General features: G+C 36.3%; 13 protein-coding genes and 1 tRNA gene. 7 read left to right on the plus strand and 7 right to left on the minus strand.

The window, feature by feature from the left end; all coding sequences use genetic code 11:
• The 3 genes from LS64_RS11675 to LS64_RS11685 all read right to left on the minus strand — a co-directional run.
• Positions 1 to 608, minus strand: a 608-nt coding sequence (locus LS64_RS11675) for a hypothetical protein (RefSeq protein ID WP_138127371.1), incomplete at its 3' end; no start/stop codon positions are given.
• A gap of 359 nt (positions 609 to 967) precedes the next feature.
• Positions 968 to 1,774, minus strand: coding sequence for a hypothetical protein (locus LS64_RS11680; protein ID WP_034569064.1), 807 nt, complete (start codon positions 1,772 to 1,774; stop codon positions 968 to 970).
• A gap of 187 nt (positions 1,775 to 1,961) precedes the next feature.
• A complete protein-coding gene (locus tag LS64_RS11685) occupies positions 1,962 to 2,456 on the minus strand; it encodes a ferritin (protein ID WP_118949048.1) in 495 nt (164 codons plus the stop codon).
• Positions 2,457 to 2,776: 320 nt separating this feature from the next.
• On the opposite strand from LS64_RS11685, the gene LS64_RS11690 reads away from it, so the two are divergent.
• The gene (locus LS64_RS11690; RefSeq protein ID WP_052062278.1) at positions 2,777 to 3,691 is read left to right on the plus strand and encodes an SEL1-like repeat protein; all 915 of its coding nucleotides are present in this window, start codon (positions 2,777 to 2,779) and stop codon (positions 3,689 to 3,691) included.
• 117 nt (positions 3,692 to 3,808) lie between these two features.
• Positions 3,809 to 4,828, plus strand: coding sequence for a sulfite exporter TauE/SafE family protein (locus LS64_RS12875; RefSeq protein ID WP_193554442.1), 1,020 nt, complete (start codon positions 3,809 to 3,811; stop codon positions 4,826 to 4,828).
• 6 nt (positions 4,829 to 4,834) lie between these two features.
• Here LS64_RS12875 and LS64_RS11700 read toward each other — a convergent pair whose 3' ends face one another.
• Entirely contained in the window at positions 4,835 to 5,485 is a 651-nt protein-coding gene (locus LS64_RS11700; RefSeq protein WP_034573868.1) for a potassium channel family protein, read from the minus strand.
• A gap of 139 nt (positions 5,486 to 5,624) precedes the next feature.
• Here LS64_RS11700 and LS64_RS11705 point away from each other — a divergent pair, with 139 nt between their 5' ends.
• Complete coding sequence (locus LS64_RS11705) at positions 5,625 to 7,079, plus strand: glutamate synthase subunit beta (protein ID WP_034573871.1); 1,455 nt, start codon at positions 5,625 to 5,627, stop codon at positions 7,077 to 7,079.
• Positions 7,080 to 7,092: 13 nt separating this feature from the next.
• Here the strand turns inward: LS64_RS11705 and LS64_RS11710 are convergent, their stop codons facing one another.
• From LS64_RS11710 to ggt, 3 genes are all read right to left on the minus strand, one after another.
• Positions 7,093 to 7,818, minus strand: coding sequence for a DUF4145 domain-containing protein (locus LS64_RS11710; RefSeq protein WP_052062722.1), 726 nt, complete (start codon positions 7,816 to 7,818; stop codon positions 7,093 to 7,095).
• A 111-nt stretch (positions 7,819 to 7,929) separates the two neighbouring features.
• A complete protein-coding gene (locus LS64_RS11715; protein WP_237416394.1) occupies positions 7,930 to 9,237 on the minus strand; it encodes a glycosyltransferase family 2 protein in 1,308 nt (435 codons plus the stop codon).
• Positions 9,238 to 9,398: 161 nt separating this feature from the next.
• Positions 9,399 to 11,120 (minus strand): gamma-glutamyltransferase, encoded by a 1,722-nt coding sequence (ggt, locus tag LS64_RS11720; RefSeq protein ID WP_118949046.1) that lies wholly within the window; start codon positions 11,118 to 11,120, stop codon positions 9,399 to 9,401.
• 228 nt (positions 11,121 to 11,348) lie between these two features.
• Between ggt and LS64_RS11725 the strand changes: the two genes are divergently transcribed.
• From LS64_RS11725 to LS64_RS11740, 4 genes are all read left to right on the plus strand, one after another.
• The gene (locus LS64_RS11725) at positions 11,349 to 12,071 is read left to right on the plus strand and encodes a hypothetical protein (protein ID WP_034569671.1); all 723 of its coding nucleotides are present in this window, start codon (positions 11,349 to 11,351) and stop codon (positions 12,069 to 12,071) included.
• A gap of 59 nt (positions 12,072 to 12,130) precedes the next feature.
• A complete protein-coding gene (locus LS64_RS11730; protein WP_081948246.1) occupies positions 12,131 to 13,084 on the plus strand; it encodes a chemotaxis protein in 954 nt (317 codons plus the stop codon).
• A 110-nt stretch (positions 13,085 to 13,194) separates the two neighbouring features.
• A tRNA-Ile gene (locus LS64_RS11735) sits at positions 13,195 to 13,271 on the plus strand.
• A gap of 20 nt (positions 13,272 to 13,291) precedes the next feature.
• Positions 13,292 to 13,624: a YraN family protein gene (locus LS64_RS11740; protein ID WP_034569668.1), complete on the plus strand. Its 333-nt coding sequence runs from the start codon at positions 13,292 to 13,294 to the stop codon at positions 13,622 to 13,624.
• Positions 13,625 to 13,736 lie beyond the last annotated feature (112 nt).

The raw sequence follows: 13,736 nt of genomic DNA on the forward strand, positions 1-13,736 counted from the left end.
GCATTTGTAATTTCAACTGCACCAGTGCCACCAGTAATAGCACTTTTTATTTCAGCGGCAGCATCATTATTATTAATGGTTAGCTTACCAGCACCGCCTGTGATTGTCTTATCCGCTGCACCTAGTGTTTTGGTATTGTTGATTTCTATATCACCTTCACCTGATATATTACCACTTATAGTTGCAGCATTATCTATTTCTAGCTTACTATTTTTGCCTTGTATGTCGCCTTCTATTGTAGAATTTGCATCATTTTGTATGATTAAAGTTCCAGCGGCACCTACTATATTGCCACTTATTTTTGCAGCATCGCTAGTGTCAGTAGTTGTATTTTTGATAATTATAGTGGTGGTTTGATTTTCATTTTGAGAGGTAATGCCACCTGCAAAATTTTTACTATTATTATCAATCACAGCTGTGGTTACATTACTGCCTATTGTTACATTTTTGCCAGTGACTACACCACCAGAATCGCTTTTTACATTTAAGATTGTAGTGGGGCTAGTTAGAGTGACATTATTTAGCTTACCATTTGCCCCGCTTACATTATTTGTTAGGTCAGATAATGTCGTGCCATCTACTTGCTCAGTTGTTATATCTGCAGCCAACAGGGTATTACCCCCTGCAATCATTAAGCTAGCAATAAAGCTAATGTTTGCCAAGGTCTTTTTGTTTAAAAAAGCCGCATTTTCTTTTGTCTGTCCGTTGGTCTTGTTCTTATCCTTAGCATTTAGCCTTGTTGTTATATGTGGATTTACCATATATTCTCCTTAAAATTGTAGTGCTTCCATTCTAACACAAAAAAAAAAAAAAAAAAAAGAAAAAAATTGATAAAAACGCATTTTTTTAGAATCTAAAAGACGATTATGTTACAAAATGAAACATTTTTTAGTTATAAATAAAAATTTTGTATAGAATCTAAACTCCATAAAACGCCACCCACCACCTTTTTTTAAATGGATAGAATCTAGATTCTATGTTTTTTCCCATACTCCACGATTTTCCCATGGAATCTTGCCATGATTTGAGCTAGGCTAATATCATAGTTATATAAATCTTTCGCTTTTTCTAACTCTTTAGATAGGAAATTTTGTATTTCATAATAGTCATCAAATTCAAAACCTAATTTTCCTAACAATTTCTGCGTATATTTATCCACGACCATTTCAGCCCGACACAGCCCATAATTTAAAATGGACGAAGCACTCTCATTTCCTATACCTTTTTGCGAAAGTAGCCACTCACGCGTCACATTTTCGCTAAAAGATTCAAAATCGCCAAAATCTTGCAAAATATTTTTTGTTAGTAAAATTATTCTCTGTGATTTTTGATTATGAAATCCAGCACTTTTTATTAAATTAATTAGCTCACTTTGATTCATACCACTAATTATTTCTATAATATTATTACAGAATCTAGATTGTGATATAAAAGCTAAGTTAGGATATTTATAAGATTTAAACTCATTTAGTTGCTCTAAATCATTTTTAGAAATTCTAGATTCTATAACTTTTGTAAGGTAAGAATACAAATTATAAATCGCACTAGAAGCATTTTCATACTTAGTATTCTGCCCTAAAATACTAGCGATACAAAACATCACATTTGGGCTATGAGTGCGTGCTCCACGCACTTCTATACCATTTTGCACCTCTAAAGAAAGATAGCTAGGCCACCACCAGCTATTACTATCGCCCACATCAAAATGCCCTTTTAGAATCTGCAATAAATCAAACCCACTAGAAATATTAGAATCTTTAAAAATATCGCTCATTTTTGCCCTTTAAAATATTTTTAGAATCCAGATTCTAAAATTCTCTTGATTTAAAATCATAAGATTGCGTATCTAGCGTAATGCGTTTGTAAAGTAACACAAAAAGTTTTCATTCTTTGCCTTTTAAGAATTTATGATTGTAGCAAAGAATTTTGTAGTTTAGATTCTATAGAATCTTTTTTAAGTGCTACTTTCCGCTCAAACTTTTAATGTAAGAATCAGCCAAGAATAAGCCATTGCTTTCTTTACCGATAAGCTTAATCTTATCAACAATGCCGCGGAATAGGGCTTCCTCTTCGTGCTGTTCTGCCACATACCATTGCAAAAAGTTGAAAGTCGAATAATCTTTTTCTTTCAACATATAATCGACTAGCTCATTTATCGACTTTGTGATGTAAAGCTCGTGCGCGTAAGTTTGCTCAAACACATCAAGCAAGCCGCTAAACTCATGCTTTGGCTTCTCAATCGCATCAAGTTCCAAGCGCGCATCCGTCTCATTCAAATAAGTGATTAGCTTCCTAGCGTGGTCGCTCTCCTGACTTGCATGCTCGAAAAGAAACTGCCCAGCGCCATCGTAGCGATTAGTGTAGCACCACGAACTCATACTCAAATACAAGTTTGACGCATTCATTTCCTTAACAACTTGCTCACTCAACTTTTTAATAACCTCTTTTGTTAGCATTTTCTGCTCCTTATAATGAAATTTGTTTGTTAATTCTTATCTTTATCAAATTAACTTTATCATTATACTACACAAAATGATAATTTGTCAATAGATTTTCTCAAAAATATATAAAAAATGAGAAAAACTTTTTAGCGTTATGGAATCTAAATGAGAAAATATTTACTTTTAAATTATTAAATTGATAGAAAATGGATATGTATGCAAAATAAGAAAAACATATAATTTTTATAGCTTTTTTATGTTTAATTTCTTAATATTTACTAATTCCATAAAAATTAATATATAATTAAGGCTTAGTTTTAAGGCGAGGATGATTGATGAAATGGCTATATAGCAGTGTAAATTCGATTTTCTATTCCATATTTTTATGTAGCGTTAGTGTGTTTGTAGGGTGTGCTACTTTTGAAAAATTTGGAGAATTTAGCAACAAAGAAAGTCAAGATTATAGTGGTATTGTGCAACTACATAAAGAAATGAATGATAAAAAAGGGAAAACATCAAGTTATTTTGCCAGCATTGCCGTCGCTAATGAAGATTATGATAAGGCTTATGGATTATATTATATAGAATGCAAAATGGGTTCTGTTGTAGCTTGTTTAAATGCCTACTATATAGGCGAGGAAAGAGCCCTTAGTGCGTATGATAGTGCTGCTTTTGCTAGAGATTTAGATAAAAGTATAAAACAAAGCATATCGGCATGTAGTGATAATGAAAGTATGGGTTGTGCAAATGTATTTTTTGCTTTTGATGCCTTAAATGATGATGATGATTTTATAACAGATGTTGTATCCACTAGTCTAAAAGGACAAAATAATGATAAAATTATGGATAAAGCCTTGTATTTAACACAAGAAGAATGTGATAAAAATGATGCTACTTCATGTTTTTTATACGCTAGAATGTCACGAAGTATTGATAATTATGCAGATGTAGATTCTTACATAAATAAGGGGTTAGATTCAGGGTATGTTCTTGCTCCATTTGTGCATTTACCTGTGCAGTCTCCACAAACTATTGATTATTTTCAAAGAGCTTGTACGCTGAATGAAGCCTTATCATGCAATTATGTAGCATATTGGTTTGATAAATATGAAAGAGATACGAAAAGAGCTAGGGAATTTTATAAAAAGGCTTGTACTTTGGGCGTTGATTCTGCTTGTTTAGAAAATAAAATAGAGAGCAATAAACCAAAAACAGATGAACTAGGAGCTCCTGTTTTGAATAGAAGATAATCAGCTTAGTTACTAAGTCTCAATAAACTAAAAATATTTTGTATAAATTATAAAATCCTACTTTGACTTAAAAATGATAGAATCTTTTAGAATTTTATAAAGTCTAAAAGGCTAAAAATGGTTTTTGAATCTTATTTTGCGTTGTTTGTGGCGGCGTTTTTGGCTTCGCTTTCACATTGCATTCCTATGTGCGGCGGCATTGCTTTGGGGCTTAATATGCGTTTTTTTAATCCAGATTCTATGAAAGATTCTATAAAAGATTATAAAAAAGATTCTAAAGATTTGCAAACCAAAGAAGATTCTAGCGAGTTAAATCACAAAATAGATTCTAACGATATAGAATCTACAAATTTACACAAAAATAAGAATATAGATTCTAAAAATATAGAATCTACAAATCCAGATTCTAAAACTTCCAAAAATCCTAACTTTTCAAACAAAAATATAGAATCTAATACGCAAGATTCTATAACTTTTACACAAAAAAGCTCTAAAATCAATAACATAAAAATAACGCAGATTCTAGCAAATATAATCTATTTTTGCGGACGAAGCCTTAGCTACATTGCCATCGGTTTAGCCTTTAGCCTAATCACAATAAAAGTTGGCTTTAGCGACAAAGCCCACGCGATTATGCTAATAATTTTGGGCGTTTTGCTTTTATTTTTCGCATTTTTTGCGACATTTTTGCCAAAATTTCTAAGCCTAAATTTCAACAATTTTAACCTAAAAACACCGAGCAACGCTAATTCTAGCCTATTTAGATTCTATAAAAACGCCTTTAAAGCCGCCCTTAAAAAGCGCAGTTTTTCTAGCTTTTTTGTGATTGGCATGCTAAATGGACTTCTGCCCTGTCATCTTGTGTATATGTTTGCCTTGAGTGCCGCATCGAGTGCGAGTTTGGGCGAGTCGCTTCTTATTATGCTGCTATTTTGCATAGCGACTTTTCCAGCCCTTTTTAGCGTTGGCATTTTTGCGACAAGCCTTTTGCAATCGCGTCTAAAAGGGCTTTTTATGCAGCTTGCCTTTATCATTATGTGCTTTTTTGCCCTAAATAATATTTACAAAGGAGCAACTTTTTTCACCACACCAAAACAAGATTCTATAGAATCTAATTCGCACCATCACCACCATTAATAGAATCTACTTCTCAATATTCTGCATAATTTTCTCAATATCTTTATTCGCCCCAAGGAAAATCACAACATCGCCGCGCTGCAAAATAAAGCCAGAATCTACATCCAGCTCCCAGCTCTCGCCACGTTTATACGCCGCGATTTTCACATTAAACTCCTCACGCACCGTGCCAACACTCTTCTTTACAAAATAATTCGTCACAACCGCCTTGCACACACGCATATTCGCGCTAATCTCGATATTTTCGGCGTGATATTCGGTTAGCTCGCTAAGAAGCCGCTTTGCCGCCTGCTTCTCCGCATAAATCACCTCATCTACGCCAAGCCGCTCTAATATCGCGCCGTGCGTGCTTGAAATCGCCTTTGCAATCACGCGTTTGTTGCCAAGCTCCTTTAGCGCCATCACACTAAGGATGCTCGCCTCGATATTCTCGCCGATGCTAACCACCACGATGTCCAAATCAGTGATACCAGCCTCACGCAACGCGGCTTTGTCGGTGCAATCAAGGACATAAATTTGCTCGACTTTATCACGCAAATTCGCGAAATTAGATTCAGTATTATCACACAAAATCACGCTCTCACCGCTCTCCACAAGCCCTAATGCCACATAATAGCCAAAGCGACCAAGCCCTAAAACCGCATAACTTTTCGCCATTTTCTACCCCTAAATATAGAATCTAAAATCTAGATTCTATACAACTTTTCTAAACACAATATGTTTTCATTTTTTATATACAATCTTATTATTTTTAAGCTATAATAGAAAAATCACTTAAAGCATAAAAGGAGACAAAATGGCGAATCCAACAGGCTTTTTAGACTATGAAAGAGAAGAAATCATCTCACTACCACCACTTGAGCGCGTGAAAAATAACCACGAGTTCCACATTTTGCTAGATTCCACCAAGCAAGAAGACCAAGCCAAACGCTGTATGCAGTGTGGCGTGCCATTTTGCCAAGCAGGCGTAATGCTAAAAAACCAAATCATCGGCTGCCCAAACCTAAACCTAATCCCTGAATGGAACGACTTGCTATCACGCAAATTGTGGGATTTAGCCTACTATCGCTTGTCAATGACAATGCCTTTCCCCGAAATCACAGGGCGAATCTGCCCCGCACCCTGCGAGAGCTCCTGCGTATGCAACGCAAATAACGCCCCCGTGACAATTCGCGACAACGAGCTAGCCCTAGCCGAATACGCCTTTGCAAATGGCTTAGTCAAACCGCGAAGCATAGAGAGAAATGGGCGAAAAGTCGCAATAGTTGGCAGTGGTCCAGCAGGATTAGCGTGTGCAAATGAGCTAAATTTAATGGGCTTTGAAGTCGAAGTATTCGAGCGAGACGACCGCGTAGGCGGCTTACTAATGTATGGAATCCCTGATGCGAAGCTAGAAAAAAGCGTGGTGGAACGTCGCATTGATGTGATGAAAAAAGAAGGCATAAAATTCCACACAAATCACGCCATAGATTCTAAGGTGAAATTTGATAATTTGCTTAAAAAATTTGACAAGGTCGTCTTGGCGTTGGGGGCGCGAAAGGCTCGTGAGCTAAATATCGAGGGTGAGAATCTAAAGGGCGTGTATAATGCCCTTGATTTCCTTACCGCAAATACCAAAAATGTGCTAGATTCTAAGGCAAATCCTTTGAGTGCGAACCTAAATGCAAAGGGCAAGAATGTCGTGGTTATCGGTAGTGGCGATACTAGCACGGACTGCGTGGCGGTGGCATTGCGTCAGGGGGCTAAGTCTGTGGTGCGGCTAGAGCGTTCGCCAAGCAAGCCGATAAAGCGAAAAAGTAGTAATCCGTGGCCAGAGCCGCCGCTGGTGCTAAATACTGATTATGGTATCGAAGAGGCTATTTCGCTCACACATCACGACCCGCGTGAGTTTAGCACTTCGCCCAAAGTGCTAAAAGGTGATAAGAGTTTGCAAAAAATCATTACTACGCGTTTGGAGTGGAGTGTCGTTGATGGTCGGCGAAAAAGCAGCGAGATTCTAAATAGTAGCAAGGAAATCAAGGCTGATATGGTGTTAAAAGCGATGGGCTTTAGCGGTGTGGAAAGCAATGTCGCTGACATCTTTGGTGTGGCGGTAAGCCGCGATGTGATTGTGCATAATGACTTTGCTACTTCGCGTCCTAATGTATATGCGTGTGGCGATTGTAAAATCGGCGCATCACTTGTTGTTACCGCTATAAAAGAGGGGCGTGAATGCGCGAAAAAACTCGCCTTTGATATGGGAATACATTAAGTGGTGTTATACATTATTTATCATTTTTCCGCTTTGCATTTTCAGGCAAAATATTATAAATCTCATCAATTCGTTTTCTATCAGCAAACGTTTTTTCTGCTATATAGTTTATTATGTTAAACAATCTAGTGGCAATTTCTTTGTTGTCTTTCATATCTAGTTCATTTGGATGCACGGCATTATTACCTATCACACGCACAGAATCTAGGGCTTTTTGTAAATACTTGTCAATCGTTTTCTTATCAATCAAACTTTGTATAGCTTTATTAAGATTTCTATCTTCTCCTAACTCTATCATAATCTTTTGTAAAGCTAGACGCAATAACGCACACGCTCCTCTTGGTGAATCTTGTAAAATTAAAGACGCCTCTTCATAGTCTTCTTTTATTTCTTTTGGTAAATATTCATTTGGTAATGGTGTTAAAAGTGGCTTTGGATAAATCATTTTGGAATCTACCCAAATATTAATTTCTTTACAATTTTGACAAACAGCATAAGTGTAAGCATATTTTGCATTGTAATTCATAATTTTATTTATATTATTGATTTTATTTTGTATATTTTCTTGTAATGCTTGGTATACTTCAGTATGTATCATTTGCATAATTTCTAATAAGTTTTTACGCACACATTCATTAATATATCTTGGATCGATAAACTCCATTTGTGCTACTACTTGGCAGTGCGGACAAGTAAAAGGAGTTATACCAAATTGCGGCTCTATAAATTTGTTATTCATTTTTATTTATCCTAAATAAACTAGATTCTATAATTTTACTTAAAAGTTATGAATGTATTAAAAGTCTTGTAATATTCTTAAGATGTAAAGTATGTTGATTTTTATGTAAATCTACTCCAAAGATTCCAAAATGTATATCGGGCGGTTTTTGACCTGCTCGTAGATTCTGGCGATATATTCGCCGATTACGCCTAAAAGTATGAGTTGAATGCCGCCGATAAATGTAATTAGCACAATAAGACTTGGGTAGCCCGGCACAAGATTCCCATAAAGTAGCGTGTAAATAAAGCGATAAAGCCCGTAACACAGGGAAATAAGACTAATCATAAAGCCAAAAATAAACGCAAAGCGTAGCGGTGTCGTGCTAAAACTCACAATGCCCTCAATCGCATACTTAAAAAGCTTCCAAAAGCTCCAGCTGCTCGCCTCCTTAAAGTGCGGTATATACTCGTATTCAAGGCATTGCCGCTTAAAGCCAACCCACGCAAACATCGCCTTGCTAAAGCGGTGATACTCGCTCATATTAAGTAGCGAATTAATCACTTCCCTATCCATAAGGCGAAAATCGCGCACGCCAGATTCTATCTTTACCTCGCTTAATGCGTTGCTAACGCGGTAAAACTGCTCACTAAGAAACGCGCGAAGTTTGCTCTCACCTGCCCTTGTAGTGCGGCGTGCGTATATTACTTTTGTGTCGCGATTGCTATCTAGCCAGATGTTTATCATTTGTGGGATTAGGTTTGGTGGGTCTTGTAAGTCGGCGTCTAGCAAGATTACGCCTTCGCCTTTAGCTTGTTTTAGCCCGGCTAAGATTGCGGCTTCTTTGCCAAAGTTACGTGAAAATGAGAATATGCGGATGGTGAAATCTTTTGAGTTTTTAGAATCTATTTTGGAATCTTGTGGGTTAGATTCTGTGTTTTCTTTAGAATCTTTTGCTTGATTTATAGAATCTTGCGACTTAGATTCTATGTTCTCTTTAGAATCTTGCGACTTTTTAGAATCTATTTTAGAATCTAACTCCCTAAATAAAAAGCCCTTAATATCATTATTTTCACAACTTTTTTTCATATCTTTTAAGAGTTCCAAAGTCCTATCACGTGAGCCATCATTGACAAATATCAACTCATAAAAAGGCTTCTTAGAATCTAGCCCAAAATACCCACGCACCTTAGAGCCTAAGCCACTCATCGTTTTAGTTATCTCATCTAAGAATTTAGGCAGACTAACCTCTTCATTATAGCAGGGCACGACAATAGAAATCTTCGCATTATTCTTAGAATCCGCCATAGAATCCACTTTACAATCCAAACCCTTAGAATCTTTAGAATCCACAGCCTTGGATTCCATAAAATTCTTAGAATCCACACTATTTTTAGAATCTTTAAAACGTTCCACATTCCGCTCCACAAATAAAATCAAACTATATTTTTACAAAGCAAAATTAACACTAAAATAATCAAAACGCAAAATCACACATTTTAATAACACATTTATTACGTATTGAAATTAATATACTTAAAACACATAATATTTAGATTGAATATAGAATCTAGATTCTGTGATTCTTAAATTACCTTTAACTAAAATTCTTTCCTTGGGTCGGTTGCGCCGTAGTAAAAGCCACTTTTAAAATCTTTTATAATCGCATTCACATCACCCATATCAGGCATTTCTACTAATTTATAGCCCATTTTCTTTAAAAGATTTTGTGTATCAATACTTAAGCCAAAAGATTCTATGCGAATTTTATCTGGACTCCATTGATTATGGAATCTTGGTGCGGCAAGGGCTGCTCCTAGCTCCATCTTATGGTCTATCACATTGCTTATCACTTGCAATACGGTAGTTATGATTCTAGCGCCACCGGGGCTGCCTACCACCATAAAAAGCTTTTTATCTTTTAAAATAATTGTAGGACTCATCGAGCTAAGCGGTCGCTTCCCTGCCACTATCGCATTAGCCTCGCTCCCTACTAAGCCATAAAGATTTGCCACGCCGGGCTTTATAGAAAAGTCATCCATCTCATTATTTAGCAAAAATCCAGCTCCATCAATTGCCGCATACGCCCCATAGCTACCATTTATCGTATATGTAACGCTTACTGCATTCCCCCATTTATCCACGACTGAGTAATGTGTCGTGTGGTTGCCTTCCTTTATGCTCTTTGCCTTGCCTTCCTTAATCTGCCCTAAACCAGCCTTTATATCCTTGCTAGGAATTGCCTTATTTGGCGATTTTAAAATATTTTCATAGATTTTTTTCGCATAAGATTTGCTAAGGATAGAATCTAGTGGCACTTCAAAAAAGTCAGGGTCACCCATAAATACCGCTCTATCCGCATAAGCCTGTCGCATCGCCTCGCTCATTAGATGTATTGTCGCAGCGGAGTTAAAGCCCATATTTTTGATATTCGCATTTTCCATAATGTTTAGAATCTGCAAAATGTGTGCTCCGCCACTGCTTGGCGGTGGCATAGAAATGATTTCATACCCGCGATATGTGCCACTTACAGGCTTTCTCCACACGACTTTATAATTTGCCAAGTCCTGCTTTGTAATAATACCGCCATTTTTTTTCATATCAGATTCTATCATATCAGCGATTTTTCCTTTATAAAAGGCACTCTCCCCCTCTTTTTGTATAAGCCTTAAAGTGTTTGCCAAGTCTTTTTGCACCAAAATCTCGCCACCTTTATAAGTGCTAGAATCTTTTTTAAGGAAATATTTTTTAGAACTTGCAAATTTAAGGAAATTCTCCCTTGCCTCTACAAAGGTCTCAGCCTGTCTATCGCTAAGCACAAAGCCATTTTCAGCCAAATCTATGCTAGGGGCGATTAGCTCACTCAAAGGCTTTGTGCCATACTTTTCAAGCATAGATGACATCCCCTTAACGCTACCTGGCACACCCGCAGCAAGATAGCCGATGGTAGAGGCGTCCTTTATCACATTGCCCTTTTTATCCAAATACATATCTTTGGTCGCCTTAAGCGGGGCTACTTCACGGAAGTCAAGGGCGATATTTTCACCATTTGCCAAATGGATAATCGCAAAGCCACCACCACCGATATTGCCCGCTGCTGGATGCACGACAGCTAAGGCGTAGCCTACCGCTACTGCCGCATCAATGGCGTTACCGCCGCTATCTAGCACATCTTTGCCGATTTTATTTGCCTGTGGGAAGCTAGAAATGGCTAAACCATTACCATTCATATCACGCAAGGCTGGGAAACTAGCGGCATTTATGATATTTATGCTACTTAGGATGATTAGCACGATAAAGGCTGTGTAGAATTTTTTAATCATAATTTTCTCCTTAAAATGTTGATTTTACAGAATTATTTTGAATTTAGATTCTATAATTTGTAATTTTTGGTGGAAAAATTTTGATTGATTTCGATTTTACACATTTTTTCAAATTATGGTTTTATAAAATTTATATAGAGTTTTTATGACAATAAAATGTTTAAAAACGCATAAATAAATATTAAAATTATGGATTTTATAAGTTTTGTTTAGTTGCTAAGGTGGAATGTGATTAGTATTTGTGTGTTATTTTTTTCTGTGATTTTGTATTTTGTGGATAGAATCTTGTGTTTTTTAAAACTAGATTCTAAAAAGATTCTAATTTTTAAATATTGCCTTGTTTTGATATTATTTTTATTTGCGTTATTTGCGCCATTTTATGAGGGTTTTAGCCTTGTTGTTTTGTGTTATTCTTTGTTTGATTCTACTAGCGTTTTTTGCACGTTGTTGTTAATTTATTTGTGTTTTAAGATTATGTATAAAGATTTTATAGAATCTAACTTGCAAAATTCGCATTCGCATTTTTTGTCTAAATCTATTCCCACCCTGCCACCCTTTTGTAAGATTAATACAAAAAATGCGAATGCGAATTTTGCCAACGCACAAGATTTTATAGAATCTAATTCGCTCCAAACCTACGTCCTATGTATCACCTTAGCCCTGCTAGGCTTTATTCTCTACGCCCACACGCTAAATCTTACAAATATCGATATTTACCACAAAAGCCCCATAATCCACGCCTTTATCGCACTAATAACAATCATAACGCTTTATAAAATAAACAAAACCTACGCCACATTAGCACTCACAGCCCTAATATCAAGCATTTTTACAAAGCAAGATTTCAGCATTTTAGAGTTTCTAATCTGCCCATATCTATGGATTTTCAGCCTATTTTACATTACAATCACGCCATTTTTAAACCTCATAAAAATATTACAAAAATCATAGAATCTAAACATTTCTATGCTAAAATTGTAAATTTTAAACACAAACACAAGGGACGCATTATGTCAATGTCAAATATCGACCAGGTCACAAGCCTGCATAAGAATAACGAGCTGCAGCTGCTTTGCTTTCGCCTTGAAAAAGATAAGGATTTGTATGCGGTAAATGTCTTTAAAATCCGCGAAGTTGTGAAATATAACGGCACGATTACGATTGTTAGCCATGAGCCAAATTCGCTTGTTGAGGGCTTAATCACTATTCGTGAGCTGACTATTCCATTAGTTGATATGCGAAAGTGGTTTTTTTACGACCCTGCGATGCCTAATAAGGACTTGCGACCTTACGGCGTGCCGCGAAATAATGGCGAGGATATTGTGATGATTTGCGAGTTTTCTCGCTGGACTATCGGCGTTAGAATCTATGAGGCGGATAGAATCTTAAATAAGAAATGGACTGAGATAGAGCAGAGCGCTGGTGTGGGCGGCAGCTCTGGCACTGGTAAGTTGGTCTCACGCACAAGGTATTATGATGGCAAATTAGTGCAGGTCGTGGATATTGAAAAGATGCTAGTGGATGTGTTTCCTTGGATTGAGGCGGAGAAAAATAAGGAAATGGAAAACATTAGCCAGGTGCAGACAAATAAGCAGATTTTACTTGCTGATGATAGCCCTGTGGTGCTTAAGACTATGCAAACGATACTAAATCATTTGGGTGTGGTGCATCACGATTTTATAAATGGGCAAAAGCTGCTTGATTATCTATTTGATTCTAGCACGAATATTGATAATGTAGGGATGGTTATAACTGACCTTGAGATGCCAGAGGCTAGCGGCTTTGAGGTGATAAAGCAGATAAAGGCTAATCCAAAAACTAAGCACATACCTATCGTTGTAAATTCATCAATGAGCGGGACAAGTAATGAGGAAATGGCACTCTCACTCCAAGCCGATGAATTTATCTCGAAATCAAACCCCGTTGAAATCGAACAAGCCGTGCGAAAGCTGATGCTAAAATAGGGTTACGCCAAAGCTTTACAACGTGCATTTTTTATGCTATAATTTCGGCTTTTTTGTAACTTTTAAGTTATTTAGATTCTATAAAATTTAATCGTGGCGACTCTTTAAAAGGAACTTTAGCTCAGTTGGTTAGAGCGCTCGGCTCATAACCGAGTGGTCGTAGGTTCAAGTCCTACAAGTTCCACCATATACGCAATTTAGGCTACCATGAAAAACACAAAGACAAAAGGTAATCATTACGAAGATGTGGCTTTGCAATATCTCTTAAGCAATGGATTTACCTTTATTGACAAGAATTTTTATAGCAAATATGGCGAAATTGATTTAGTGATGCAAAAGGACAATATTTTGCATTTTATCGAGGTAAAATACGCCAAAAAATTTAATCCGCTTTATAACATCACGGAAAAAAAGTTGGAAAAACTTATGAAAACAATCGATATTTTTTTAAACACAAATGATTTAAAGCTAGATTTTTGCATTGATGCACTTAGTATTTATGATAATCACATCTCTTTTATTGAAAATATAACAATTTAGATTTTATAAATTTTTTGTAAAAAATTTGTGAATTTTTGTGGAATTTAAGGATAGATTCAGTTTAGATTCTATATAATCACATTTCTTTTTTTGATTTATGTCTTTTAAATTG

Origin of the sequence: Helicobacter saguini, assembly GCF_000762875.2 — a bacterium.
Classification (GTDB): Bacteria; Campylobacterota; Campylobacteria; order Campylobacterales; family Helicobacteraceae; genus Helicobacter_A; species Helicobacter_A saguini.

Excerpts from the sequence above, each read along its gene's own strand:
- LS64_RS12875 (WP_193554442.1), top strand. The coding sequence starts at position 3,809 with ATGGTTTTTGAATCTTATTTTGCGTTGTTTGTGGCGGCGTTTTTGGCT.
- LS64_RS11730 (WP_081948246.1), top strand. The coding sequence starts at position 12,131 with ATGTCAATGTCAAATATCGACCAGGTCACAAGCCTGCATAAGAATAAC.
- LS64_RS11705 (WP_034573871.1), top strand. The coding sequence starts at position 5,625 with ATGGCGAATCCAACAGGCTTTTTAGACTATGAAAGAGAAGAAATCATC.
- LS64_RS11680 (WP_034569064.1), bottom strand. The coding sequence starts at position 1,774 with ATGAGCGATATTTTTAAAGATTCTAATATTTCTAGTGGGTTTGATTTA.
- LS64_RS11710 (WP_052062722.1), bottom strand. The coding sequence starts at position 7,818 with ATGAATAACAAATTTATAGAGCCGCAATTTGGTATAACTCCTTTTACT.
- LS64_RS11685 (WP_118949048.1), bottom strand. The coding sequence starts at position 2,456 with ATGCTAACAAAAGAGGTTATTAAAAAGTTGAGTGAGCAAGTTGTTAAG.
- ggt (WP_118949046.1), bottom strand. The coding sequence starts at position 11,120 with ATGATTAAAAAATTCTACACAGCCTTTATCGTGCTAATCATCCTAAGT.
- LS64_RS11700 (WP_034573868.1), bottom strand. The coding sequence starts at position 5,485 with ATGGCGAAAAGTTATGCGGTTTTAGGGCTTGGTCGCTTTGGCTATTAT.
- LS64_RS11690 (WP_052062278.1), top strand. The coding sequence starts at position 2,777 with ATGAAATGGCTATATAGCAGTGTAAATTCGATTTTCTATTCCATATTT.
- LS64_RS11740 (WP_034569668.1), top strand. The coding sequence starts at position 13,292 with ATGAAAAACACAAAGACAAAAGGTAATCATTACGAAGATGTGGCTTTG.